The following is a 24,373-nucleotide window of genomic DNA, read 5'->3' as shown; positions in this document are numbered from 1 at the left end:
TTTCGGGGCTTTCAGATCATGTGGAAAATCCTTGAAGACAAGCGCGGGTTGAGCCTGATCGAGCTGGTGGTGACGATGTCCATACTCATCATCCTCTCCTCGCTGATACTTCCTTCCGCCCAGATGGCCTCGAAGCGGAGCAAGGAGATCGAGCTCAGGCGGAACCTGCGCGAGATCAGGGCCGCCATCGACGAGTACAAGAAGACCTACGACCGTGGCGTCGATGAGAAGAAGATCATCGCCTCGCTCAATAAGCCGGAGGGGTACCCCGAGACTCTCAAGGTGCTGGTGGAAGGGGACGACGTCAAGGGGTACCTGGGGTACAAGAAGAAGTTCTTGCGCAGGATCCCGGCGGACCCGTTTTACACGCCTCAGGGGGACGAAGACGGGTGGGGGCTGCGCTCCCACAACGACGAGCCCGACAGCACCACCTGGGGTGGGGAGGACGTCTTCGACGTCTATTCCTTGAGCGACGGGACGGCGATCGACGGCACGAAATACAAGGACTGGTGACCTCATGTTGAAGAGGATTGCAAAAACGCAGCGGGGTTTCACCCTGATCGAGCTGATGATCGTCCTGTCCATCATCGGCATCCTGGCCGCGATCAGCGCGCCGAACTACCAGTGGGGGATCGTCCGGGCGCGCGAATCGGTTCTGCGCGAGGACCTCTACACCCTGCGCTCCACCATAGACCAGTACTACGCAGACCAGGGCAAGTACCCGGAAACGCTGCAGGAGCTCGTGGAGAACAAGAACAAGTACCTGAGGGAGATCCCGAAGGACCCGTTCACCAAGTCCAGGGAGACCTGGGTCACCGCCGCGCCTCCTGCCACCGATTCGGGCGAGCCGGCCACAGGCGTCTACGACGTGCACAGCGGCTCCACGCTGGTCGGCTCCAACGGCGTGCCCTACAACGAGTGGTAACCCTCACGAAACAGACGAGGCTTTAAGGAAAATGATCCAACTGCACAACGTATCGATGTCGTATCAGGCCGAATCTACGGCGCTGACCGACGTGTCCCTCAAAATCCCCAAAGGGGATTTTGTTTTTTTGACCGGGCAGTCCGGGGCGGGGAAGTCGACGCTTCTGAAGCTCATCTACGCCGAACTCATCCCCACCCGCGGGCAGGTGGTGATCGACGGCGCCAACGTGACGAGGCTTTCCAGGAAAGAGATCCCCTACCTGCGCCGCTCCATCGGGGTGGTGTTCCAGGACTACAAGCTGTTGCCAAACCGCACCGTTCTCGAGAACGTCGCCATTACCCTGGAGGTTCTTGGGTGGGGCAAGCGCGACATCGGCAAGAAGGTGTACCACATCCTGAAGTCCATGGGGCTCGAGGACAAGGTGAACACCACACCGTTGAGGCTCTCCGGCGGTGAGCAGCAGCGTGTGGCGCTGGCCCGGGCGCTCGTGAACGACCCCAAGATCCTGATCGCGGACGAGCCCACCGGGAACCTGGACGACGAGAACAAGGAGCAGATCCTCTCCATCTTCAAGGAGGCGAACATCCGCGGCACCACCGTGGTGGTGGCAACCCACGACCGCCGCGTGATCGAGAACTCCCACCGCAGGATGATCCGGCTGGAGAAGGGACGCATCGTGGAGGTGGCCGATGTCCAGGAGTAACAAGGCAGTCCGTCCCAAGCTGGCGCAGGAGGGTTTTTTCGGGCGCCTGGGCTATTTCTCCAACCGGGCCGTGGCGAACCTCAGGCAAAACGTCTTCGTGAGCGCGGTCACCGTGGGGACCATTGCGCTCGCGCTCCTCATCGCCTCGCTTTTCCTGCTGGTCTACGTGAACCTTTCCGGAATGGCCGAGGGTTGGAGCGACAAGGTGCAGGTGACCGCCTACTTCGACGCCGAGCCGGCGCCGCTTGCTGTGGCCGCGCTGAAGGGGAGGGTGCAGGCGATACCGGGGACCGCCAAGGTAGTCTTCGTGAGCCAGGCCGAGGCCGAGAAGCGGCTAAGGAACAGGCTCAAGGGGCAGGAGTCCCTCCTGGAGGGGATCTCCGCCGATGTGCTCCCTGCATCGCTCGAGATCCGCCTGGACCGGGAGCACCGCGACAACGATTCGGTCGCGGCCTACGTGGCGAAGCTCAAGAGGCTCGAGGGGATCAACGAGGTGCAGTACGGTGAGGAGTGGGTCCGCCGTTTCAACTCCTTCATGAACCTGTTCCGCCTGATGGGGGCGCTCCTAGGCGGCTTCCTCACCATAACGGTGCTCTTCATCGTCTCCAACACCATCAAGCTCACCATCTATGCCAGGAAGGACGAACTTGAACTCCTGGGGCTCGTGGGGGCGACCCGCTTCTTCATCAAGGCCCCGTTCCTGATCGAGGGGGTGCTGCAGGGGGCCGCGGGGGCGGTGATCTCGCTTCTGGCGCTTCTTTGTTGCTACTTCGCCTTCCTGAAAAATGCCGGCGACTTCCTCGGCATCAACCCGGCTTCGGCTGGTCTTTCCTTTCTTCCCCCCTCGCACCTGGTAGGGGTGGTACTGGGAGGGGTGCTGCTCGGTTTCATCGGCAGCGCGACCTCGCTGAAGAGGTTCATAAACGTCTAGCATGCGTCACATTCTCCTGATAAGCTGTCTGGCCCTCTTCCTGATCCCTTCCCTTTGCGGCGCGGGGGCCAAGGAAGAGCTGCAGACCATAAAGAAACAGATCAAGGAAAAGAACCGGCTCATCTCTAAGACCCAGAAGGTGGAGACCAAGGTTTCGGGCGAGCTGGTGCAGATCCAGAAGACCCTGGCCGAGAAGCAGTCCAGCCTGGTCTCCCTGGGGCGCGACCTGGCCACCGTGGAAAAGGGGATCGACAAGACGCTCGTGGACATCGAGAGTGAGCGCCAGGAGGCCGAGCGCAAGCGGGTGCAGATCAACCGCCGCGTCGCCGCCCTGTACAAGGGGGGAGACACCGGGAACCTCAGGGTGTTCTTCTCCTCTGAGTCTTTCCCGCAGATGACAGAAAACCTCCGCTACATGCGCAGCATACTGGAGAACGACCGGAAGCTCTTTCAGCAGTACAACGAGAACCTTAAGCGACTGAACCTGTTGAAGCAGAGACTGGAGCAGGACGCGGCGCGCAAAGAAGGGATCCGGCGCAACATAGAGGCCAAAAAGCGCGAGATAGAGCAGGAGAAGAGCAAGAAGGCGAACTACCTGGTAAAGGTGAGGCAGGACAAGCAGCAGTACCTGGCTTCGCTCAAGGAGTTGCAGGCCAATGCGGGACGCCTGCAGAGCATGATCCAAAAGCTTGAAGCCAGAAGTAGAAAAGCGTATAGTTCCAAGGTTCGCGGCAAAGCCCAAGGTACCAAGGCGCAGCCCGTTTCTCCCAGGTCCGTGGCCGTACCGAACCAGGGGCTCGGGGCGCAGAAGGGGAGGCTCTCCCTGCCGGTGAGGGGGACCATCGTGGACCGCTACGGCAGGCACAAGCATCCTGAGTTCGACTCCTTCACGTTCAGCAACGGCATTTCTGTATCAGCCCCAGTCGGAAGCGCCATCCACGCTGTCTACGACGGCGAAGTGATTTTTGCGGACTATTTCAAGGGCTATGGTAATATGATCATCGTCGATCACGGGGACGGCTTCTTCAGTCTCTACGCCCACGCCTCATCGATGGCGAAAAGGGTCGGGGCGAAGGTCTCAAAGAACGAGGTCCTGGCCAGCGTGGGCGACGTAGATTCCAGCAAGGGACCGATGCTTTATTTCGAGATCCGATACCAGGGGAAACCGGTCGACCCGTCCCCCTGGTTCAGATAAGCAGGGTACCGTAACAAAATCCTAGGGAGGTAAAATGTTCAAGGGCAGCAAATTGAAGAAGACAACCCTGTTTGTCACAACCGTGTGCCTGCTGACGCTGGTGATCGGCTTCGGCATGCAGCGCAGATGCGCCGCCCAGGGGGGCGGCAACGATTACCAGTCCATCGAGTTGTTCACGGACGTGCTTGCCATCGTCAAGAAGAGCTACGTAGAGGAGGTAGACACCAAGAAGCTCGTCTACGGCGCCATCAACGGGATGCTCACCTCGCTGGACCCGCACAGCTCCTTCATGCCTCCTGAAACCTACAAGGAAATGAAGATCGACACCAAGGGCTCCTTCGGCGGCCTCGGCATAGAGATCACCGTGAAGGAAGGGATCCTCACCGTCATCTCCCCGATAGAGGACACCCCCGCCTTCAAGGCAGGGATCAAGGCCGGCGACCAGATACTCAAGATCGACGACAAGTTCACCAAGGACCTCACCATCACCGATGCGGTGAAGAGGATGAGGGGGGTGAAAGGGACCAAGGTCACCCTCACCATCATGCGTGAAGGGTTCGACAAGACGAAGGACTTCGTCCTGGAGCGCGACATCATCCAGGTCAAGAGCGTGAAGCACAAGGTGCTCGATGACGGCTACGGCTACATCAGGATCGCTCAATTCCAGGAGAAGACCGACGACGACCTGGAAAAGGCGCTGCAGGCCCTTCAGGGCGATAAGAAGCAGCTCAAGGGGCTGGTGCTCGACCTGCGCAACGATCCGGGCGGGCTCCTGGACCAGGCTGTTCGGGTGAGCGAGCACTGGATCGACGAAGGGAAGCTGATCGTCTACACCGAGGGGCGCGAGAAGGATTCCCAGATGCGCTTCACCTCCAGAAAAGGGCACAAGCAGCCTGACTACCCGATCGTGGTGCTGATCAACAGCGGTTCCGCCAGCGCCTCCGAGATCGTCGCCGGCTGCCTGCAGGACCACAAGCGCGCCGTGGTGATGGGGACCCAGAGCTTCGGCAAGGGGAGCGTGCAGACCATCATCCCGCTCGCCGACAACTCGGGGCTGAGGCTCACCACTGCCAGGTACTTCACCCCCAGCGGCCGCTCCATCCAGGCCAAGGGGATCACCCCCGACATCGTCGCCGAGAAGGTCGACCTTGCCGCCAGCAGCGAGAAGCGTGAAGGGATGCACATCAGGGAGAAGGACCTCGAGAACCACTTCGAAGGGGACAAAAAGGACGGCACCGACGATAAGAAGGAGAAGCCCGCGCCCTACAAGACCGACGAAATGATCAAGAGCGACTCCCAGGTGCTGCGCGCCCTCGACCTGCTGAAAGGGTGGGAGATCCTGAAGACCATGGGAAAACTCCCGTCCTGATGGGACGATAAACTGAAGTGACAAAAGGAAGGAATAGTACTGCTATTCCTTCCTTTTTTTATGCCGTTGCGTCTGTGTCGTACCTTTCTTGACAGTCCAACCTGCACTGGCTAAAGTAAACCCTTGTTCAATCCCGCTTCCGACTCCACCTGTCAGGAGGTTTCCAATGTCGAGAAGAAATGCCTGCCGCGGATTGTTGATACTGTTCGTGCTGGTGCTGTTGCCAACAACTCTGTTCGCCGCGCCTTTTCTGTCCATTGCCTCGCCTTCGGCGGATGGAGTCTTCGTGCTGCGAGGTGAGCAGATGGCCGGCGTCGCCGGGCTCGACATCGCAGTGGGCTACGACAGGAACACGCTCTCCTCGCCCCGCATCACCATGGGGAACTTCGTCGACGGGATGTTGAACTCCAGCAACCCGAGCAACCCGATCCGGATCGCCATCGTCGGCTCGAAAGCGCTCGCGGCATCAAGCGGCGTAATCGCCACCATCGCCTTCGAAAGGATGGGGGACTCGGCCGGGGTGATCACCTTGCTCACGGCCTCCCTCATCGACGCGAAGGGGAAGAAGCTCCCCATCCCTGCCACCGCGATCCGGAACCCGCAAAGCCCAGGCCACGTGGAAACCCCTCCCGATGGGAATCCCGCCGAGAGCAAAGAGGACAAGGACGAGCCGCTGGTAATCGACGCCACTGAGGCGACTGGCCGGCCGGCTCCCGTCGTCCTCGGCGGAACCGTGACGCTTCCCCAGGAGCAATCCCAGGCGGCTGAGCCTAAGGGTGTGCCCCAGGAGGCCCAAGACCGGGAACTTACCCCCGTTCAGCCGCAGCACAGGGAGGCTGCGCCGGTGGAGGCACGCGAGCCCGAGGCGAAAGCTGCGCCGCAACTCCCGACTCGACCGGTGCACCTGCAAAGCGTGCTGGAGCGTTTCCGGCAGTTCAAGGGGGAGCGGAGCGTCGCCAGCCTGACCTCCCTTTTCAAGCCGGTGGGGGAGCAGCCCCTGCAGCAGTTCCCGCCGATAGCGATTGCCGACGGCAACGCCACGGTCACCGTGGTCATCGCCATGGAGACCGGGGAGAGACCGCCGGTCTTCTCCTTCAAGGGGGCGCGCTTCGTCTCGGTCAGCCGTACCGAGGAAGGGGAGTGGGAGGTCGAGGCGAAGCCTGAGGCAGGGGTGGTCGAAGCCGGCATCACCATGCTCTACCAGGGGCTATCCCAGGAATTCCCGCTCACCGTAACGCCGGCCCTTCGGCTGCCGACTCTTCAAGGGAGCGCAGTGACGGAGGCTTCTTTCCGGAACTTCCTCGCGGCGGGAGCGGACCTGAACGGCGACGGCCAGGTGGATTACCTGGACGACTACATCTTCACCGCCAACTATCTGGCTCAATCGCAGGAGCTGGACCAGCAAAAGGAATGAGCCGGCGGGGAGCGCCTGTCGGGCCCTGAGGCTCAAGGGGCTTCTCCCGAGCAACCGCCGGGCTTGGCCTGAGACCGGGGGAGCCGCGTCGCGAGGCGCAGGATCATTGAGGTTTTCCTGTTGCCGCCGGGCGAAGTATGAGGTATACACAATCTGCCCGGCATCGGCCGCAGCCGCCGGGTTTAGCCGTCGATATCATTCAATGTGGTTTACAGGGGAGGAGCCGATGTTAGTTCTCAAGGACAGCAACCTTTTCCAGCAGCTCTGCTTCATAAACGGGGCATGGACCGGCGCAGACAGCCGCGAGACCATCGACGTCACCAACCCCGCCACCGGCGAAAAATTGGGCACCATCCCGAAGATGGGGGGCGCCGAGACCCGCCGCGCCATCGAGGCCGCCAACGCCGCCCTTCCCAAGTGGCGCGCCAAGACCGCGCAGGAGCGCTCCGTGATTCTCAGGCGCTGGTCGGAGCTGCTCCTGGAGCACCAGGAGGACCTGGCCGTCCTGATGACCGCGGAGCAGGGGAAGCCTTTGGCCGAGTCGCGGGGCGAGACTGTCTACGCCGCGTCGTTTCTGGAGTGGTTCGCCGAGGAGGCGAAACGGATCTACGGGGACGTGATCCCGCCTCATCAAAGCGACAAGCGGATCGTGGTCCTGAAGGAGCCGATCGGCGTCTGCGCCGCCATAACCCCCTGGAACTTCCCCTCCGCCATGATCACCAGGAAAGCGGGGCCTGCGCTTGCCGCCGGCTGCACCATGGTGGTGAAGCCCGCGACCGCCACCCCCTACTCGGCGCTGGCGCTAGCGGAACTGGCCCGCCGCGCCGGGGTCCCGGACGGCGTCTTCTCCGTCGTCACCGGCTCCGCTGCGGGAATAGGCGGGGAGATGACGGCGAACCCCATCGTGCGCAAGCTCACCTTCACCGGCTCCACCGAGATCGGGAAGAAGCTGATGGCAGAGTGCGCCGGCACCGTGAAGAAGGTCTCCATGGAGCTTGGCGGCAACGCCCCCTTCATCGTCTTCGATGACGCCGACATCGACGCAGCCATCGAGGGTGCGCTCATCTCCAAGTACAGAAACACCGGCCAGACCTGCGTCTGCACCAACCGGTTCCTGGTCCAGGACGGGGTTTACGACCGCTTCGCCGAAAAACTGGCCCAGGCGGTCGCCAACATGAAGGTCGGCGACGGCCTAAAAGGCGAGACCCAGCAGGGGCCCTTGATCGACATGAAAGCGGTGGAGAAGGTCGAGGAGCATATCCAGGACGCGCTCGCCGGCGGCGCGCGCGTGGTGACCGGCGGCAAACGCCACATGCTGGGGGGGACCTTCTTCGAGCCGACCGTTTTGGCCGACGTGAAGCCCGGGATGCTGGTGGCGAAAGAAGAGACCTTCGGTCCGCTGGCGCCCCTTTTCCGCTTCAAGACGGAGCAGGAGGCGATCCAGATGGCCAACGATACCGAGTTCGGCCTGGCCGCCTATTTCTACAGCCAGGACGTCTCCCGCGTCTGGCGCGTCGCCGAGGCCATAGAGTACGGCATCGTTGGCATCAACACCGGCCTCATCTCCACCACGGTGGCCCCCTTCGGCGGCGTCAAGGAGTCCGGCATCGGGCGCGAGGGGTCCAAGTACGGCATCGAGGATTTCCTCGAGGTCAAGTACCTCTGCATCGGCGGGGTCAAGTAGCATTGCCCCTCCCCCTTCGGGGCTGCACTAAAAAGGGTGCACCTTCTCCTCCCCACGGAGGGGGGAGGCTGGGAGGGGGAAGCTGGTAGGTGAGACGAGGCGCTATGGCAGAGGTCCAAAGATATGCAGGCGGCGAGCTGGTCCCGGGGGAGGCTTCCCTGGTGCAGGAGCTCCCGCTGCTGCTCAGGGTGAACGACCGCGAGCTGGTCACCCTGATCGCCTCGCCCCATGATCTGCGCTTCCTGGTGGCGGGGTTCCTCCGGCTCCAGGGTTTCGTCACCTCGCCGGAGGACTTCCTGCTGCTGAGCGTGTGCAACGACTACGGCATCGCCAACGTCCGGATCCGCGGGGAAATTCCCGTAAACCTCAAGCCGGTGCTGACCTCCGGGTGCGGCACCGGCATCATCTTTTCCCTTCCGGGAGAAGAAAGCCTGGAGCCTCGCAGCCCCAACAACCCGCCGGTTCCTGCCGTGGCCGTTTTCGAGCTGATGAAGCGGTTGACTCTTCTCTGCGAGAAGTACAGCAAACACGGCGGGGTCCATTCCGCGGCGGTGGGAGACTGCGAGGGGAGACTCCTTTTGCACGCCGAGGACATCGGCCGCCACAACACCGTCGACCGCCTGGCGGGGGAGGCGCTGTTGCGGGGGGTGCCGCTGGAGGGAACCCTGCTGGTGACTTCGGGGCGGGTATCCGCCGAGATGGCGGCAAAGGCTGCAACAGTCGGCATCGTTCTCATCGCCTCCCGCACTTCGCCCACCGACATGGCCGTCACCATCTGCCAGAAAGCCGGCATCATCCTCGTAGGCTACCTGAAAGGGGGCAAATTCACCGTCTATGCCCATCCCGAGCAACTTGCACTTTCCCACCCCTGACTCTCATCTTTGACTGATCGGCATTTTATTCCTCCCATGTGACCCGCCGACTCTCTTTGCTTTCGTTACTGCCAGCTTCCCAAAACTGGATCCCTTGCTGCAGCTGCAAGAACCGCTGTTTTATCCTTCTTTTTCAGCAATTGACAAAGCGGGGTAAAAACTGTATACAGTATCCACTCAAATGAAGCTCGTCTGCCAAGACAACGTCTCCATAAATGCCGTAAATAGCTGCACAAAATCTTAGGAGGGACCATGATTGAAGCGTATCTGAAGCAAGAGGCAGAAAGAAAAGCACTCGGTATCCCCGCGAAGCCGCTCGACCCCGAGCAGACCGCGGAACTTTGCAAACTGCTTGAGGCACCGCCGGCCGGCAAGGAGGCGTTCCTGCTTGAGCTCCTCAAGGAGAGGGTTTCCCCGGGCGTCGACCCCGCAGCCGAAGTGAAGGCCGGTTTCCTCGCCGGTATCGTCTCCGGTGCGAAGAAATCCCCGCTCATCTCCAAGAAAGAGGCAGTCCAGATCCTCGGCACCATGCTGGGCGGCTACAACGTAGCCCCGCTGGTCGCAGCGCTCAAGGACGCCGAGCTTGCCGACGAGGCCGTCAAGGCGCTTTGCGGCACCACCCTGGTGTACGATGCATTCGATGAGGTGCTGGCGCTTTCCAAGACCAACGCATCCGCCAAGAAAGTCATCGAGTCCTGGGCCAATGCCGAGTGGTTCACCTCCAAAAAGGGCCTTCCGGAGACCGTGAAGGTGAAGGTCTACAAGGTCGACGGCGAGATCAACACCGACGACTTCTCCCCGGCAGGCGACGCCTGGAGCCGCCCGGACATCCCCCTGCACGCCCTTGCCATGGGCAAGACCCGCTTCCCGGACGGCAACGCCACCATCGCCAAGTTCAGGGCTGAAGGGTTCCAGGTCGCTTTCGTGGGCGACGTCGTGGGTACCGGCTCTTCCCGCAAGTCCGCCTGCAATAGCGTCCTGTGGCACATCGGCCAGGACATCCCCTGCGTACCGAACAAGCGCCGTGACGGCATCATCATCGGCGGCGTCATCGCTCCGATCTTCTTCAACACCGCGCAGGACTCCGGCGCGTTCCCGATCAAGACCGACGTCACCAAGATGAAGACCGGCGATGTCATCGTGATCGACTCCAAGAAGGGCGAGATCAGGAGCGAGGGCGGCGAAGTCCTCTCCACCTTCACCATCGCGCCGAACACCCTTTCCGACGAGTTCCGCGCCGGCGGCAGGATCCCGCTGATCATCGGCCGCGCCCTTACCGACCGCGCCCGCAAGGCTCTCGGCCTCGCGCCGACCGATGTCTTCACCCTCCCGGTCAACCCGGTGCCGAAGGCAGGCCAGGGTTACTCGCTTGCGCAGAAGATGGTAGGCCAGGCCTGCGGCGTCACCGGCATCCTCCCGGGTACCGCTTGCGAGCCGAAGATGACCACCGTCGGTTCCCAGGACACCACCGGTCCCATGACCGCTGACGAGCTGAAAGAACTCGCCTGCCTCAAGTTCCTGGCGCCGATGTTCATGCAGTCGTTCTGCCACACCGCAGCTTACCCGAAACCGGCCGACGTGAAGATGCACAAGACCCTGCCGCAGTTCATCATCGAGCGCGGCGGTGTGCCCCTGAAGCCGGGCGACGGCGTCATCCACTCCTGGCTGAACCGTCTCCTCGTTCCGGACACCGTCGGCACCGGCGGCGACTCCCACACCCGTTTCCCGATCGGGATCTCCTTCCCGGCAGGTTCCGGCCTGGTCGCCTTCGCGGGCGCCCTCGGCTTCATGCCGCTTGACATGCCTGAGTCCGTCCTGGTCCGCTTCAAGGGCAAGTTCAACCCCGGCATCACCCTGCGCGACGCGGTCAACGCGATCCCGCTGTGGGCCATCAAGCAGGGGCTCCTCACCGTGCCCAAGAAGAACAAGGTCAACATCTTCAACGGCCGCATCCTCGAGATGGAAGGTCTTCCCGACCTCTCCGTCGAGCAGGCGTTCGAGCTCACCGACGCCGCCGCAGAGCGTAGCGCCGCAGCAGGCTGCATCAAGCTCTCCGAGAAATCCGTCGCCACCTACCTCCGCTCCAACGTGGCGCTGATGAAGCAGATGATCGCCGACGGCTACCAGGACGCGCAGACCCTGCAAAACCGCATCGACGCGGTCAACGAGTGGCTGAAGGCGCCGAAGCTTCTCGAGGCTGACGCCAACGCCGAGTACGCCGCAGTCATAGAGATCGACCTGGCCGAGATCACCGAGCCGATCCTTGCCTGCCCGAACGACCCGGACGACGTCAAGATCCTCTCCGAGGTCGCCGGCACCCCGATCCAGGACGTGTTCCTCGGTTCCTGCATGACCAACATCGGCCACTTCCGCGCTGCAGGCGAGATCTGGAGGGGGACCAAGTTCAACCCCAACGTCCGCACCTGGATCTGCCCGCCGACCCGCATGGATCAGGCGAAGCTGAAGGACGAGGCATACTTCTCCGTCTACAGCGCCATGGGCGCACGCGTCGAGATCGCCGGCTGCTCGCTCTGCATGGGTAACCAGGCACGCGTGCCCGACGGGGTGAACATGTTCTCCACCTCGACCCGTAACTTCGACGACAGGATCGGCAACGGCGCCAAGGTGTTCCTGGGCTCCGCTGAGCTGGGCGCAGTCACTGTCAACCTCGGCAAGCTCCCGACCCCGGCCGAGTACCTGGCGGTATACAAGGAGAAGGTCGAGCCGAACAAGGAGACCGTTTACAAGTACCTCCAGTTCGACGAGATGTAAGAATTAATGCAACTGCAGCAATGAAAAAGGCCCGTCGGGAAACCGGCGGGCCTTTTTTCGGTTATTCTTTGCTGCATCAAATTCCCCATGCGAGTGCATACAGGAGGGTGACATGACCAAGGCGTATTTTCTTCTCTTGCTGGCGTGCAGCCAGGTTTTCTACGGCTGCTCCAACAACGCCGTCACCAGGGGGATGTTCGAGGGGATCCGGACCCGGAACCAGCTGCAGACCACCCCGTCCGAACAAGTCGGCAAGCCGGCGCCTCCCGATTACAACGAGTTCGAGAGGTTTAGGCAGGAAACGACCAGGTAGAGCGCAGTACGCCGCAGCGGGAGCTGAAAGCAAAGAACGGCAAAAAAAGGGCCCACCGGGAAACCGGCGGGCCTTTTTGCTTCTTTTCTCCTGCGGCCGAGAGAGTTACAGCAGCGCCTTCAACTCCTTGATCAGGTCGCCCAGGAGATCGTACCCCCCCTGCCAGAAGCTCGGGTCGCTGAAGACGATGCCTCCGGGGGCGAGCGTGTCGCCGGGGGACTTGGAACCGCCGTCGGCCAGGATGTCGCGGTAGATCGGCACGAAGCTCTCGCGCTCCTTCAGGTAGCGTTGGAACAAGGAGAGCACGACCAGTTCGGCGCAGGTGTAGGAGTAGCAGTAAAAACGCGCGTGGATGAAGTGGGAGATGTAGCTCCAGCCGTAGCGGTAGGGCTCTATCATCTCGACTGCGTCCCCGTACAACTTCGCGTTCTCGTTCCACCAGAGGTCGCAGAGCTCGCTCGCGGTCAGAAGCCCGTGGGCCCGCTCCAGGTGCATCCGCTCCTCGAACCTGGTGAGGACGTTCTGGCGGAAGGTGGTGGCGATGATGTCCTCTATCTTCGCGCAGAGAAGCGACTTCTTCACCTCCACGTCCGTTTCCCGTTCCAGGAGCTGCCGGGTCAAAAGCATCTCGCCGAAGACAGACGCGGTCTCGGCGAGCGGCAGCGGAGGGTGGTAGTTGAGCATGCTCTGGCGCTGCGCCAAAAGGTAGTGGATGCCGTGCCCGACCTCGTGCGCCATGGTGGATACGTCGCGCAGGTTCCCGGTGAAATTCAAAAGGAGGTACGGGGGGAGCGCAGGGGTCATCCCCATGCAGAAGGCGCCTCCGCTCTTGCCGGGGCGGGGGAGGACGTCGACCCTCTTGCCGGTGAAGAAGGAGTCGGCAATTTCCGCGAACTCGTCGGAGAAGCCGCGGTAGGCTGCGACCGTCATGGCGCGCGCCTCCTCGAAGCTGTACTTGCGGTCGCTCTCGGAGATGGGGGCGTAGACGTCGGTGTTCTTAAGTCGCGGGAGCCCCAGAAGCTTCGCCTTGAGACGGAAATACTCCTGCGCCAGCTGGTAATTCTCCTCGGAGACCCGCATCAGGCTTTCGACCACCTCGCTGGGGATCTCGTTGCCGAGGTTCGTGGGCTCCATGGGGTGGCCGTAGTTTCTCAGCTCCAGTTCCTGGGAGTGGTCCAAGGCGACGTTGTTGAAGACGGCCGAGAACATGATGCCGTTTTCTTCGTGGCGTTTGAGGAAGGTGCCGAAGGCCCTTTCCCTCAGCTCCGCGTCCGGGTGGTGCAAGAGCGCCAGGAGCTCCTCGCCGGTCATCTCGCGCGTCTCCCCGTCGATCTCCAGCTGGTAGCGCAGCGAGGCGGAGACCTCGTCGAAGAGGTTGCAAAACGCCTGCACCCCGGTCAGGCTCTTCTGCGCGAGAAGGCTCTCCTCCCGCTCGGTCAGCGTGTGCTTCTTGAACTTGCGCAAAACCTGCAGGTAATGGCGGTAGTTGTCCAGGAGAAGGTCGTCAGCAAGCTTTGCGAAGGGCTCCTCATCCATCTGGATCAGTTCCAGGTCGAAGAAGATGAGCTCCCTCCCCATGGCGTTGCCGAACTCCTGGGATTTCTGCGACAGCCGCTTGTGCTCGTCTTTTTCGCTGTCGGCCGCGAAGAGGAGGTGGGCGTACAACTGGGGCTTCGCCAGAACCTCCTGCAGTGACTCGTACTGTTTCAGCGCTTCCAGGAGCCCCTGAGCGTCGAGGAGCGCCACCTTTCCCCGGTAGCGCTCGCGGAAGGCGGCGACTTGGCCGGTCCCGTCTTCGAAGGCGCGGGCAAGTTCCGGGGCGGAGGGGGAGGGGTAGAGCGGTGTGGTATCCCAATTGAGTTCGCTTTGCATGGTTTCTCCCTGGATGCTTGGTGAATCGTCAATGATTTCATGGAAATGCAACCGATAGTAATGCATGGGCCCCGCAGTGTCAAGAAAGGCCCGGCCCAGGTTCCGCGCTCCGCTGACCCAGAAGGGACATTCCTTTCCTTGACAACAGTTTGCACTGCGATAGAAATAGTGAGTGTTAAAAAATGCCAATGAAATCAGCCGCTCAACAGGCGTTCAGAAGCCTGAGGCGAATGCCGGCACGCTCGGTGGCTGAGGTCCCCGCTCCCCCACGTGATGCTCTTACCGGTAGCAATTACGAGAAGGGTCACCTATGGAAAAGCTTCTGGTGGTCGAGGCAGAAAAGCCCCTTTGCATGCAGCTGGAATCCCAACTTTGCCTGGAGTACGAAGTGGTTGCTGGGACGGAGCGGGCAGTGGCCATGGACCTGTTCCTGCAGCATGCCCCGAAGGTGGTGCTGCTAGGACTGGGGTTCGCCATGGATGCTGCGGAGAACCCGGACGAGGTGCGCCTTTTGGAATGGATGCTGAAGGTGCGGCAATCTGCCAAGGTGGTGCTCCTCGTGCTCCCCGAGCAGCGGGAGGAGGCGCACCTCGCGCTGCAACTGGGCGCCTACGACTTCCACTGGAAGCCGGTCCGGATGGCGGAGCTGCAGGTCACCATCCGCCGGGCTTTTCACCTGAATGAGATAGAGGAGCAGCATCAGGCGCTGAAGAAGACCCTGGAGCGGACCACGGCGGGGATAGAGGGTCTCGCGGGGCAGTGCATGGCGCTGCGTCAGCTCTTCGTTCCCAGGAAGAGCGCTCCGTTGCCGGAGACGGACCTTTGCTACCGGGCTCGCCTGGTGGGGGTCGCGTCCGAAGGGGGCGGGTCAAGCTGGGAGAGCGAGGGTGCGGACGGCGCTCCCCGACTGGTAGGGCAGGTGACCCTGCGTGAGGCGCGCGACAAGGTGGAGAAGTTGATGGTCGAGGAGGCGGTCGGCAACAGCGGCGGGAACATGACCCGGGCCTCCGAGCTTCTCGGGGTGAGCCGCCCCGCCCTGTACGACCTGATGAAGAAGTACGGCCTGGGCAGGAAGGGGCAGACGCCGGTCAGATACTGACGGTCATGCCGCTGTCGCGCGGGATCAGTTCGCTGAAGTAGTGGATGGTTTGGAAACGTTCGGAAATCGAAGGGGTCGAGGTCGAGCTGAAGCGCCCGACGTGGATCAGGTAGCCGATGCCGAAAAGCCGCGCCGTCTCCAGGTTCGTCTCGCTGTCCTCTCCGAGCATAGTCCGCTGCGGCCGGTACGGTATCGCCTGCTGCAGCTTCCCCCAGAACGCAGGATCCTCCTTGGGTAGTCCCAGGTCGTGGGCCGAGACTATCCCGTCGAAGTAGCTCCCAATCGTGGTTCTGCGCAGCTTCAAGTTGAGCGTCTTGCCGTGGGCGTTGGTGACGAGGTACGTCTTCTTGCCGTGCTGGCGCAGAAAGAGCAGGAACTCGGTGACGAACGGGTGCACCGCGATCAGGTGGTCCAGCTCTTCCTTGAGCACGGGAATGTCGAGCCCGAGCTGCTCGGACCAGTAGTCGAGGTCGGTCCAGTTGAGGGTGTTTTCCTGCGAGCGGAACATGCGGTAGAGCTTCTCTTTGGCCGCTTCGATGGTCCCGCCGTGCTTCTCTGTATAGCGTATGGGGACGTGCTCGAGCCAGAAGTGGTCGTCGAAGTGCCGGTCCAGGAGCGTGCCGTCCATGTCTAAAAGCACGGTGTCGATGAGGGTCCAGTCGATTTTCAGGGGGAGGGGCATCGGGTGTTCCTTGATCCGGCGGACCGCTCGCTATAGCCGATCCGCCGGATGCTGCTTTTTACGCCTTGGCCTTAACGAACGCCTTGACCTTTTCGTGGTCGGGCGCCATCAGCTCGCAGCGGGTCTCTTTCCCTACCAGGGCCGCCAGCGCGGGGGGGAGGGGGGGCGGGGCGCCTATGGCGCGCTCCACCGCATCACCGAACTTCGCCGGGTGGGCGGTGGCGAGGCAGACCACCCTAGGGTGCCCCGGCGCGCATTCCAGGGCGCCGCGCACGCCGACCGCCGTGTGGGGGTCGAGGAGGTAGCCGGTTTCGCGGTTGAATGAGGCGATTGTCTGAAGCGTCTTCGCCTCGTCCACCGTACAGCTCATGAACTCGGCCTGCACCCTCTGCAGCTGCTCCTGGGTGAACACGATCCTGCCGGTCGACTGCAGCTCGGTGAAGGCGCTGCTCACCTTCTCCGGGTTCTCGTCCCACAGGTAGTAGAGGTAGCGCTCGAGGTTAGAGGCGAGCTGGATGTCCATCGAGGGGGAGACGGTCTGCACCACCTTGCCGAGCGAATAATCGCCTTTTTGCACGAAGCGGGCGAGGATGTTGTTCTCGTTGGTCGCCAGAAGCAGCTTCTCCACCGGGAGCCCCATCCGTTTCGCCAGGTAGCCGGCGAAGATGTCGCCGAAGTTCCCGGTGGGGACGGAGAAGATCACTTCCTTCTGCTCGGGGAGCCTTCCCCAGGCGTAGAAGTAGTAGACCACCTGGGCCAGGACGCGCGCCCAGTTGATGGAGTTCACCGCGCCGAGCGCGTACTCCTTCTTGAACTGAAGGTCGTTGAAGAGTGTCTTCACGATGTTCTGGCAGTCGTCGAAGGTCCCCTCCACCGCGATGTTATGCACGTTCTCGTCGAGCACGCTGGTCATCTGCAGCGCCTGGATGGGCGAGGTCTTAAGGTGCGGATGCAGGATGAAGATGTTGATGTTCTCCTTGCCCCGTACCCCGGCGATGGCCGCGCTCCCGGTGTCGCCGGAGGTGGCGCCCAGGATGTTCATCTTCTCGCCGCGCTCCTTCAGAAGGTACTCGAAGAGGTTCCCCAGAAGCTGCAGCGCCACGTCCTTGAAGGCGAGGGTGGGGCCGTGGAAGAGCTCAAGGATGTAGACGCCGTCCTTTTTCACCAGCGGCGTGGTCTCTTGGTGCTCGAAGTTGCCGTAGGAGCGGTCGATGAGAGCCTTCAGGTCCGCTGCCGGGATATCGGTGGCGAAAAGGGAGATGATGTTGAAGGCGAGCTCGCGGTAGGGGAGCTTGGACCAGGAGGCCAAGGTGCCGCGGTCGATCTGCGGGATGGCCTCCGGGAGGATCAGCCCGCCGTCGGTGGCAAGTCCCATCATCACCGCGTCCTTGAAGCCGACCGGCGCTATCTTTCCCCTGGTGCTTATGTATTTCATGTGGATTCTCTTTCTGCTGTAGGTGGTTTTGCCGTTTCGGCAACGTCAATATATAGCAGTTAAAAGTTCAAAAGTGAAGCGATTGCTGGGCCTGGCAGTATTTGGGCGGGCACGGAACGCCCTGCTTCATCGCGGGACTGTCACTACGGCAAGTATTGCAGACACAATATCGATACCCCCAGTGCAGCCAAAGTTGCTACAGGAGTAAAAAAAACCACGGTAAATATTAATTATGTCTCATTGAGCTGCCGGCATCACCTTGCGCCTCCTCCTTTCTTGCACAAGCGAAACGGCTGCTGGATCAGCCGCAAACGCGGCTCGAAATGCTGGAAAACGGCCGTATTTTCCAAAAAAAGCGCTTGCATAAAGAGCTCTTCCATGCTAAATATTGGGAACATGTTAACGTTCACTCAAAAGTGAGCTCCTCCGGCTCGCTTTTTTTTATGGGAAATCCTTGAGATGGCGAAGGTCGACGTAGCAGAAAGAGTAACTGAGATTGTTGCAGAAGTGGGAGCCCCGCTCGGCATCGAGCTGGTCGACCTGGAGTACAAGCGCGAGGGGCGCGACATGGTGGTGCGGGTCTTCCTGGAGAAGCGGGAAGGGGGTATCAACCTGGACGACTGCGCCGAGGTGAGCCGGCAGCTCTCCGACATCCTCGACGTTGAAGACTTCATGCCGGAGCGCTACACGCTGGAGGTTTCCTCCCCCGGCATCTGCCGTCCTCTCAAGAAGGTGGCGGACTACGAGCGCTTCCTGGGGCACCTGGTGAAGGTGAAGACCTTCGAGATGCTAGCCGACGACGCCGGCAACAAGCGCAAGACCTTTACCGGGAAACTCGCCGGCATAGCGGACGGGGTGATCAGCATAGACCTTACCGAGGGGCAGCATGCCAGCGTCCCGCTGGACAAGGTGGCCAAGGCGAACCTGGAATTCGAATTCTAAAAAATTGACAATACCTAGCAAGTGAAGGAGACCGTGACGTGGAAACAAGCTTTAACCTCAAGCACACGATCGACCAGATCGTAAAAGAGAAGGGGATCGATAAGAACATTGTAGTGGAGGCGCTGGAGCAGGCTGTCCTCACCGCTGCCAACAAGAAGTTTCGCAATACCCGCGACCTTGAGGCGCACTACAACCCTGAGATAGGCGAGGTGGAGCTGTTCGAGTTCGTCACTGTCGTGGAGGAGGTTCAGGATTCCTATCGCGAGATCGAGCTGGACGAGGCGCGCGAGGAGGACCCCGAGGTAGAGATCGGCGACTCCATCGGCATGAAGATGGACGCATCCGGCTTCTCCAGGATCGCCGCCCAGACCGCGAAGCAGGTGATCATCCAGCGCGTGCGCGAGGCCGAGCGCGAGACCATATTCAACGAGTTCATGGAGCGCCAGGGCGAGATCGTGAACGGCGTGGTGCGCCGTTTCGAGAAGGGCGACCTCATCGTCGACCTCGGGCGCGCCGAGGCGCTTTTGCCGCACAAGGAGCAGGCCCCGCGCGAGGTCTACCGCCAGGGGGACCGCGTCAAGGCCCTGATCACCGAGATCCGTATGACCACCAAGGGGCCGCAGATCATGCTCTCCCGCACCCATCCCACCATGCTCGCCAAGCTCTTCGAGGCCGAGGTGCCGGAAATCGCCGAGGGGATCGTCGAGATCAAGAGCGTGGTGCGCGAGCCGGGCGGGCGCGCGAAGATCGCCGTCTACTCGCACGACTCCGACGTCGACCCGGTCGGCGCCTGCGTCGGCATGAGGGGGTCCCGCGTGCAGAACGTGGTCTCCGAGCTGCGCGGCGAGAAGATCGACATCATCCCCTGGAGCGAGGACATCGCCCGCTTCGCCTGCAACGCGCTGGCTCCCGCCGTGGTGACCAAGGTGTACGTGGACGAGGAGGAGTACGCCATGGAGGTGATCGTGGCGGACGACCAGCTCTCGCTTGCCATCGGCAAGCGCGGCCAGAACGTGCGACTTGCGGCGAAGCTCACCGGCTGGAAGATCGACATCAAGAGCGAGACCCGCATGGCGGAGGCCGAGCTGCAGCAGTTCGCCTCCTACGACGGCACCGAGGTGGAAGAGGAGCCGGCCGAAGAGGCGGTGGAAGTCCAGCCGCAGGTCGAGGCCGCAGAAGAGGAGATCTAGCGCAGCATGCCCAAGGCCAACCCGCAAAGAAGCTGCCTCGCCTGCCGTGAGACCAGGGACAAGGGGAGCCTGCTTCGCCTGGTGCTGGCCCCGGACGGCGCGGTAGTCCCCGACCTGCAGCAGAAACTACCCGGACGCGGTGCCTACACCTGCATGAAGGGGAGCTGCCTCAAGCAGGCGGCGCAGAAAAGACAGTTCGGCCGCGGTTTCAAAACCGAGGTCGCCGCAGTGGACCCGGAAGGGCTTGCGCGGCAGGTAGTTGAAAAGCTCGAGGAGCGGATAGCCTCCTACCTCTCCCTGGCCAACAAGGCGGGGAAGATCGTCTCGGGCTCGGACCAGGCGATGGAAAAGCTCAAAAAGGGCGGGGCCGGGATCATGTTCCTGGCCACCGACATCTCCGCCGATATAGGCGAGAAATTCCGTGGCGTTGCCAGGCTCCATGGGGTCCCTTGCGTCTCCCTGTTCACCAAGGAGCGCCTCGGGGCACTCCTTGGCAAAGAGCTCAGGAGCGTCCTGGTGGTCACGGAGAGCGGCTTCGTCGGGTCGATTGAATTGGAAATGGAAAAGTACAGGAACTTCTTTGAGGAGGAGCGTGAGTAGATGAGCAAAACCCGCGTATACGAGCTGGCGCAGCAGATGGGGATCGACAATAAAGAGCTTATGGCAAGGCTGGCCGACGCCGGTGTGTCGGTAAAGAACCATATGGCGGTCCTTGAGGATTCGGATATCAAGGCGCTGTCCGCCCCTGCGCAGACACCCCACAAAGAAGTCTCCCAGGAGGAAGTCCGGGTCAAGCCGACCCTGATCCGCCGCCGGGCCAAGGCCGTCGAGCCCGAGGTAGCAGCCGCCGAAGCCGCACCCGCTCCCGTTCAGGAGGAGGCGCCGGTTAAGGCCGAGCCCGAGAAGGTAGAGGCCGAGACGGCCGAGGCCCCCAAGCCGCGCCCGGAACCGGTCCGCGCCCGCATCATTGAGGCTGCGCCCGTACCTAAGCCTGCAGCTGCACCCGCCGAGGCAGCGAAGCCGGAGAAGGAAAAGGCCGCTCCCCAGGCACCCGCTGCCGCCGCTCCCAAGTCTGCGGAAGCTCCGCCGGCACCCGCCGCGGAAGCAGCCCCCGCGGCGCAGGCACCGGCCCCGGCAGAGGCCCCGGCAGCGAAGCCGGAAGCGCCCGCCCCCGCAGCACCGGCAGCCCCGGTCGCGGCAACCCCGGCAGAGGCACAGCCCACCGCCAAGGCCGAAGAGCCGGAGCCGGAAAAGGCGACCCCCACCAGGGCGAGGATCCTGGGACGGGTAGAGATCCCGATTCCCGCGCAGCGCCCTGCCGAGCGCCGCGAGTACCAGCGCACCGCTCCTGGCGAGCGCCCCGCGCCGCGCCCCGGCATGCCGCGCGGCGTAGAGCGTCCCGGCACCGAGCGCCCCGCCCCCCGTCCGGGCGGACCGCGTCCCGCCGGCGCCCCTGGCCGTCCCGGCGAGCGCCCGACCACCGGCCGCCCCGGCGGACCCACGGGTGGGCGTCCCGACCGTCCGGCACCGCTTGCCCCGATTGATGCGCCGCCGCTTCTGGGCGACGACCGCCGCAAGGGTAGAAAACCGGCCCCGGCCGGCGGCACCGATTACGCCAAAAATGGCAAGAAGGGCGCCCCCGCCGCCGCAGGCAAGGGGAAGAAGGAAACCTTCAAGGACATCCTCGACAAGCGCGAGCGGGTCTTCGAACCGGGCCCCCGTTCCAAGGGGAAAAAGGGTAAGTACGAGAAGGTCCAGATCGGCAAGAAGACTGAGATCACGGTTCCGAAGGCCATCAAGAGGATCATCAAGATCTCCGAGTCGATCACCGTGGGTGAGCTGGCCAAGAGGATGGGTATCAAGGCCACCGACCTGATCCGCGCGCTGATGAAGCTCGGGGTCATGGCCACCATCAACCACCCGCTCGACTTCGACACCGCAACGCTGCTCGCCACCGACTTCGGCTACGAGATCGAGAACGTGGCGCTGGACGTCGACGAGATCCTGGAAGCGGAGCCGGATGCGCCGGAGTCCCTTTTGAAGCGTCCGCCGGTCGTCACCATCATGGGTCACGTCGACCACGGCAAGACCTCGCTTCTGGACGCCATCCGCGAGGCGAACGTCATAGCCGGCGAGGCCGGCGGCATCACCCAGCACATCGGCGCCTACGACGTCGAACTGAACGGCAGGAAGATCACCTTCCTCGACACCCCGGGCCACGAGGCGTTCACCGCCATGCGCGCCAGGGGGGCCAAGGTCACTGACATCGTCATCCTGGTGGTGGCGGCGGACGACGGCGTCATGCCGCAGACCCGCGAGGCGGTGAACCACTCGAAGGCCGCCGGCGTTCCCATCATCGTGGCGATCAACAAGATCGACAAGCCGGAGGCGAGCCCCGGCAAGGTGAAGCAGGAACTGATGGAGTTCGGGCTGGTGTCCGAGGAGTGGGGGGGCGAGACCATCTTCGTCGAGGTCTCCGCGAAGAAGCGGATCAACCTGGAGTCGCTCCTGGAGATGGTCCTTCTGCAGGCGGACGTCCTGGAGTTGAAGGCGAACCCCGACAAGCCCGCCCGCGGCACCATCGTCGAGGCGAAGCTGGACAAGGGGCGCGGCCCGGTCGCGACCGTCCTGGTCCAGGAAGGGACTCTCAAAAGCGGCGACTACTTCGTGGCCGGGGTTCACTACGGACGCGTCCGCGCCATGCAGAACGACCGCGGCGACAAGGTCCTTGCGGCAGGCCCTGCCATGCCGGTCGAGGTCATCGGCTTCAACGGGGTTCCTGACGCGGGCGACATCTTCGTGGCCATGGGCGACGAGAAGCAGGCCAAGGAGATCGCTAACCACCGCCAGATGAAGCTGCGCGAGACGGAACTCGCCAAGCACAGCAAGCTCTCCCTGGAGCAGCTCTACGAGAAGATCCAGAAGGGCGAGGTGAAGGACCTGAACACCATCGTCAAGGGCGACGTGCAGGGTTCGGTCGAGGCGGTCGCCGAGTCGCTCAGAAAGCTCACCACCGACGCCATCCGTCTCAACGTGCTGCACGCCTCGGTCGGTGCCATCACCGAGACCGACGTCAACCTGGCCAGCGCCTCCAACGCCATCATCCTCGGCTTCAACGTCCGTCCCGAGGTCAAGGCTGCGGCGCTCGCCGAGAAGGAAGGGGTCGACGTCAGGCTCTACAACATCATCTACGACGCGGTGGACGACATCAAGAAGGCGATGGAAGGGCTCCTGGAGCCGACCTTCAAGGAGAAGTACCTGGGGCGCGCCGAGATCCGCGAGGTATTCTCGGTACCCAAGGCCGGCATGGTCGCCGGCTCCTACGTCACCGACGGCAAGATCGTCAGGAACGCCCAGGTTCGCCTCTTGCGCGACAACATGGTGGTCTACGAAGGGAAGCTGGGGAGCCTGCGCCGCTTCAAGGACGACGTGAAGGAAGTGGCCACCGGCTACGAGTGCGGCATGTCCCTCGAAAACTACAACGACCTAAAGATCGGCGACATCTTCGAGTGCTTCGAGATGGAGAAGGTAGCCGGCAAGCTGTAATACGAAGACAAAACGGGGAGAGCGGCGTCCCGCGTCCGGCAACCCGGCCGCGGAAGGCCCTCTCCCCTTAACCGTTTACGCCCGGGCATTTTTCCCGGGCGGATCAGAGAGAAAAAGAAAATGGTAAAGCGTTCAGACAAGGTTGGGGAGGAGATCCACAAGATCATCTCCGAGCTCCTGATCAAGGGGCTCAAGGACCCGCGCATCGGGTTTCTCACCATCACCGGCGTGAAGATGACCCCGGACCTCAGGCAGGCGACGGTGTACTTCACCGTGCACGGCTCCGACGAGGACAAAAAGAACAGCGAGGCGGGGCTCAATTCCGCCAAGGGGTACATCCGCAAGGAGATCGGGCAGGCGCTCAAGATGCGCTTCGTCCCCGAGATCCTGTTCAAGTACGACACTTCCCTTGATTACGGCCAGCATATCGAATCGATTCTGAAGGAGATAGGGGCAACGGATGACGGCGACCAAAGCTGAGATAACCCGGATACTGGCGGAGATCGACAACGGCTCCAGCTTCCTGATCACCAGTCACGAGAGTCCCGACCCGGACGCGGTCGGCTCGTCGCTCGCCCTTGCCAACTACCTTTCCGGGCGCGGCAAGGACGTCACCGTCTACCTGAGCGACCCGGTCCCGGACAACTGCTCCTTTCTCCCCATGGCGGACCAGGTCTACGGTGAGATGCCGGAGCGTGACTTCGACGTCTGCTTCGTTCTCGATGTGGGGGAGTTCCGCCGGGCGGGAAAGGCGGTCACCGAGAACAAGAGGATCGGCCGCTTCATCAACATCGACCACCATCTCGGCTGCGAGAACTTCGGCGTCTGCAACCTGATCGACCCCAGGGCGAGCGCCACCGCGGCTCTCATCCACCGGATCATCAAGCAAGCCGGCGACGAGGTGGATTATCCCACCGCGCTCTGCATCTACACCGCCATCCTTTCCGACACCGGGAGCTTCCACTACTCGAACTCGGACCCCGAGGCCTTCGCCATCGCCGGCGAGATGGTCGGCAAGGGGGTGAACGCCTGGGACGTGAACGAGAACCTCTACGAGAGCGAGCCCTTGCAGCGCATCGCGCTCCTGGCGCTGGCTCTTTCCGACCTCACCGTCTCCCCCTCCGGAGAGTACGCCTCGGTGACAGTCACGCTCGACATGTACGAGAAGACCGGTGCCACCGCCCAGGACACCGACCGCTTCATCAACTACCCCCGCTCCATCAGGGGAGTGCAGGTGGCGCTCTTCTTCCGCCAGATTGAGGAGGGGCTTTTCAAGGTCGGCTTCAGGTCCAAGGGGAAGGTCGACGTCTCCGCGGTATCCGCCTCCTTCGGCGGCGGCGGGCATCACAACGCCGCCGGCTGCACGGTCAAGGGGACGCTGGCCGAGGTTAAGGCCCTGGTCTTCGACCGACTGGAGCAGATGCGCTGA

21 protein-coding genes are annotated in these 24,373 nt (G+C 62.4%); 18 read left to right on the top strand and 3 right to left on the bottom strand.

What is annotated here, in order from left to right:
* Positions 1-18 precede the first annotated feature (18 nt).
* The 11 genes from GEOBRER4_RS14385 to GEOBRER4_RS14335 all read left to right on the top strand — a co-directional run bounded on the left by GEOBRER4_RS14385 (position 19) and on the right by GEOBRER4_RS14335 (position 12,178).
* Positions 19-513: a type II secretion system protein gene (locus GEOBRER4_RS14385; protein ID WP_185242892.1), complete on the top strand. Its 495-nt coding sequence runs from the start codon at positions 19-21 to the stop codon at positions 511-513.
* Positions 514-517: 4 nt separating this feature from the next.
* On the top strand, positions 518-925 hold the full coding sequence (locus GEOBRER4_RS14380) for a type IV pilin protein (RefSeq protein WP_085812007.1): 408 nt from the start codon (positions 518-520) through the stop codon (positions 923-925).
* Between the two features lie 31 nt (positions 926-956).
* The gene (gene ftsE / locus GEOBRER4_RS14375; RefSeq protein WP_185242891.1) at positions 957-1,628 is read left to right on the top strand and encodes a cell division ATP-binding protein FtsE; all 672 of its coding nucleotides are present in this window, start codon (positions 957-959) and stop codon (positions 1,626-1,628) included.
* Positions 1,615-2,559: a permease-like cell division protein FtsX gene (ftsX, locus tag GEOBRER4_RS14370; protein WP_185242890.1), complete on the top strand. Its 945-nt coding sequence runs from the start codon at positions 1,615-1,617 to the stop codon at positions 2,557-2,559. Before ftsE ends, ftsX begins: the two co-directional genes overlap by 14 nt.
* 1 nt (position 2,560) lies before the next feature.
* A complete protein-coding gene (locus GEOBRER4_RS14365) occupies positions 2,561-3,754 on the top strand; it encodes a murein hydrolase activator EnvC family protein (RefSeq protein ID WP_185242889.1) in 1,194 nt (397 codons plus the stop codon).
* Between the two features lie 34 nt (positions 3,755-3,788).
* Positions 3,789-5,123: a S41 family peptidase gene (locus GEOBRER4_RS14360; protein WP_185242888.1), complete on the top strand. Its 1,335-nt coding sequence runs from the start codon at positions 3,789-3,791 to the stop codon at positions 5,121-5,123.
* A gap of 166 nt (positions 5,124-5,289) precedes the next feature.
* Positions 5,290-6,537, top strand: coding sequence for a cohesin domain-containing protein (locus GEOBRER4_RS14355; protein WP_185242887.1), 1,248 nt, complete (start codon positions 5,290-5,292; stop codon positions 6,535-6,537).
* A gap of 226 nt (positions 6,538-6,763) precedes the next feature.
* Positions 6,764-8,221, top strand: coding sequence for an NADP-dependent succinate-semialdehyde dehydrogenase (gene gabD, locus GEOBRER4_RS14350; protein WP_185242886.1), 1,458 nt, complete (start codon positions 6,764-6,766; stop codon positions 8,219-8,221).
* Between the two features lie 104 nt (positions 8,222-8,325).
* The gene (fdhD, locus tag GEOBRER4_RS14345; protein WP_185242885.1) at positions 8,326-9,093 is read left to right on the top strand and encodes a formate dehydrogenase accessory sulfurtransferase FdhD; all 768 of its coding nucleotides are present in this window, start codon (positions 8,326-8,328) and stop codon (positions 9,091-9,093) included.
* Positions 9,094-9,345: 252 nt separating this feature from the next.
* Entirely contained in the window at positions 9,346-11,865 is a 2,520-nt protein-coding gene (acnB, locus tag GEOBRER4_RS14340; RefSeq protein WP_185242884.1) for a bifunctional aconitate hydratase 2/2-methylisocitrate dehydratase, read from the top strand.
* Between the two features lie 112 nt (positions 11,866-11,977).
* On the top strand, positions 11,978-12,178 hold the full coding sequence (locus GEOBRER4_RS14335; RefSeq protein WP_085812016.1) for a hypothetical protein: 201 nt from the start codon (positions 11,978-11,980) through the stop codon (positions 12,176-12,178).
* Between the two features lie 105 nt (positions 12,179-12,283).
* On the opposite strand, the gene GEOBRER4_RS14330 is transcribed toward GEOBRER4_RS14335, so the two are convergent.
* Positions 12,284-14,050 (bottom strand): M3 family oligoendopeptidase, encoded by a 1,767-nt coding sequence (locus GEOBRER4_RS14330; protein WP_185242883.1) that lies wholly within the window; start codon positions 14,048-14,050, stop codon positions 12,284-12,286.
* Between the two features lie 310 nt (positions 14,051-14,360).
* On the opposite strand from GEOBRER4_RS14330, the gene GEOBRER4_RS14325 reads away from it, so the two are divergent.
* Entirely contained in the window at positions 14,361-15,149 is a 789-nt protein-coding gene (locus GEOBRER4_RS14325; protein WP_185242882.1) for a helix-turn-helix domain-containing protein, read from the top strand.
* Here the strand turns inward: GEOBRER4_RS14325 and GEOBRER4_RS14320 are convergent.
* Positions 15,139-15,831: an HAD-IA family hydrolase gene (locus tag GEOBRER4_RS14320; RefSeq protein WP_185242881.1), complete on the bottom strand. Its 693-nt coding sequence runs from the start codon at positions 15,829-15,831 to the stop codon at positions 15,139-15,141. The genes GEOBRER4_RS14325 and GEOBRER4_RS14320 overlap by 11 nt on opposite strands.
* A 58-nt stretch (positions 15,832-15,889) precedes the next feature.
* Positions 15,890-17,266: a threonine synthase gene (gene thrC / locus GEOBRER4_RS14315; RefSeq protein WP_185242880.1), complete on the bottom strand. Its 1,377-nt coding sequence runs from the start codon at positions 17,264-17,266 to the stop codon at positions 15,890-15,892.
* Positions 17,267-17,725: 459 nt separating this feature from the next.
* Here thrC and rimP point away from each other — a divergent pair, with 459 nt between their 5' ends.
* The 6 genes from rimP to GEOBRER4_RS14285 all read left to right on the top strand — a co-directional run bounded on the left by rimP (position 17,726) and on the right by GEOBRER4_RS14285 (position 24,373).
* A complete protein-coding gene (rimP, locus tag GEOBRER4_RS14310; protein ID WP_085812021.1) occupies positions 17,726-18,208 on the top strand; it encodes a ribosome maturation factor RimP in 483 nt (160 codons plus the stop codon).
* A 38-nt stretch (positions 18,209-18,246) separates the two neighbouring features.
* Positions 18,247-19,398, top strand: a complete 1,152-nt coding sequence (gene nusA, locus GEOBRER4_RS14305) for a transcription termination factor NusA (RefSeq protein WP_185242879.1) — start codon at positions 18,247-18,249, stop codon at positions 19,396-19,398.
* Positions 19,399-19,404: 6 nt separating this feature from the next.
* Positions 19,405-19,998 carry a DUF448 domain-containing protein gene (locus tag GEOBRER4_RS14300; RefSeq protein WP_185242878.1) on the top strand — a complete coding sequence of 198 codons (594 nt, stop codon included), beginning with the start codon at positions 19,405-19,407 and terminating at the stop codon, positions 19,996-19,998.
* Entirely contained in the window at positions 19,999-22,944 is a 2,946-nt protein-coding gene (gene infB / locus GEOBRER4_RS14295; RefSeq protein WP_185242877.1) for a translation initiation factor IF-2, read from the top strand.
* Positions 22,945-23,064: 120 nt separating this feature from the next.
* Entirely contained in the window at positions 23,065-23,424 is a 360-nt protein-coding gene (locus GEOBRER4_RS14290) for a ribosome-binding factor A (RefSeq protein ID WP_085812024.1), read from the top strand.
* Positions 23,405-24,373 carry a DHH family phosphoesterase gene (locus tag GEOBRER4_RS14285; RefSeq protein ID WP_185242876.1) on the top strand — a complete coding sequence of 323 codons (969 nt, stop codon included), beginning with the start codon at positions 23,405-23,407 and terminating at the stop codon, positions 24,371-24,373. Before GEOBRER4_RS14290 ends, GEOBRER4_RS14285 begins: the two co-directional genes overlap by 20 nt.

The sequence above is a fragment of the Citrifermentans bremense genome (genome assembly GCF_014218275.1).
GTDB lineage: Bacteria > Desulfobacterota > Desulfuromonadia > Geobacterales > Geobacteraceae > Geomonas > Geomonas pelophila.
Note: the sequence above shows the minus strand (reverse complement) of the source record. Positions and strands in the feature narration are given on the sequence as shown.

Coding starts and splice junctions, on each gene's coding strand:
- thrC (WP_185242880.1), bottom strand. CDS start 17,266: ATGAAATACATAAGCACCAGGGGAAAGATAGCGCCGGTCGGCTTCAAG.
- acnB (WP_185242884.1), top strand. CDS start 9,346: ATGATTGAAGCGTATCTGAAGCAAGAGGCAGAAAGAAAAGCACTCGGT.
- GEOBRER4_RS14285 (WP_185242876.1), top strand. CDS start 23,405: ATGACGGCGACCAAAGCTGAGATAACCCGGATACTGGCGGAGATCGAC.
- ftsX (WP_185242890.1), top strand. CDS start 1,615: ATGTCCAGGAGTAACAAGGCAGTCCGTCCCAAGCTGGCGCAGGAGGGT.
- GEOBRER4_RS14325 (WP_185242882.1), top strand. CDS start 14,361: ATGGAAAAGCTTCTGGTGGTCGAGGCAGAAAAGCCCCTTTGCATGCAG.
- GEOBRER4_RS14385 (WP_185242892.1), top strand. CDS start 19: ATGTGGAAAATCCTTGAAGACAAGCGCGGGTTGAGCCTGATCGAGCTG.
- GEOBRER4_RS14360 (WP_185242888.1), top strand. CDS start 3,789: ATGTTCAAGGGCAGCAAATTGAAGAAGACAACCCTGTTTGTCACAACC.
- fdhD (WP_185242885.1), top strand. CDS start 8,326: ATGGCAGAGGTCCAAAGATATGCAGGCGGCGAGCTGGTCCCGGGGGAG.
- GEOBRER4_RS14335 (WP_085812016.1), top strand. CDS start 11,978: ATGACCAAGGCGTATTTTCTTCTCTTGCTGGCGTGCAGCCAGGTTTTC.
- GEOBRER4_RS14330 (WP_185242883.1), bottom strand. CDS start 14,050: ATGCAAAGCGAACTCAATTGGGATACCACACCGCTCTACCCCTCCCCC.
- GEOBRER4_RS14290 (WP_085812024.1), top strand. CDS start 23,065: ATGGTAAAGCGTTCAGACAAGGTTGGGGAGGAGATCCACAAGATCATC.
- infB (WP_185242877.1), top strand. CDS start 19,999: ATGAGCAAAACCCGCGTATACGAGCTGGCGCAGCAGATGGGGATCGAC.
- rimP (WP_085812021.1), top strand. CDS start 17,726: ATGGCGAAGGTCGACGTAGCAGAAAGAGTAACTGAGATTGTTGCAGAA.
- GEOBRER4_RS14320 (WP_185242881.1), bottom strand. CDS start 15,831: ATGCCCCTCCCCCTGAAAATCGACTGGACCCTCATCGACACCGTGCTT.
- GEOBRER4_RS14380 (WP_085812007.1), top strand. CDS start 518: ATGTTGAAGAGGATTGCAAAAACGCAGCGGGGTTTCACCCTGATCGAG.
- GEOBRER4_RS14355 (WP_185242887.1), top strand. CDS start 5,290: ATGTCGAGAAGAAATGCCTGCCGCGGATTGTTGATACTGTTCGTGCTG.
- GEOBRER4_RS14365 (WP_185242889.1), top strand. CDS start 2,561: ATGCGTCACATTCTCCTGATAAGCTGTCTGGCCCTCTTCCTGATCCCT.
- gabD (WP_185242886.1), top strand. CDS start 6,764: ATGTTAGTTCTCAAGGACAGCAACCTTTTCCAGCAGCTCTGCTTCATA.
- ftsE (WP_185242891.1), top strand. CDS start 957: ATGATCCAACTGCACAACGTATCGATGTCGTATCAGGCCGAATCTACG.
- GEOBRER4_RS14300 (WP_185242878.1), top strand. CDS start 19,405: ATGCCCAAGGCCAACCCGCAAAGAAGCTGCCTCGCCTGCCGTGAGACC.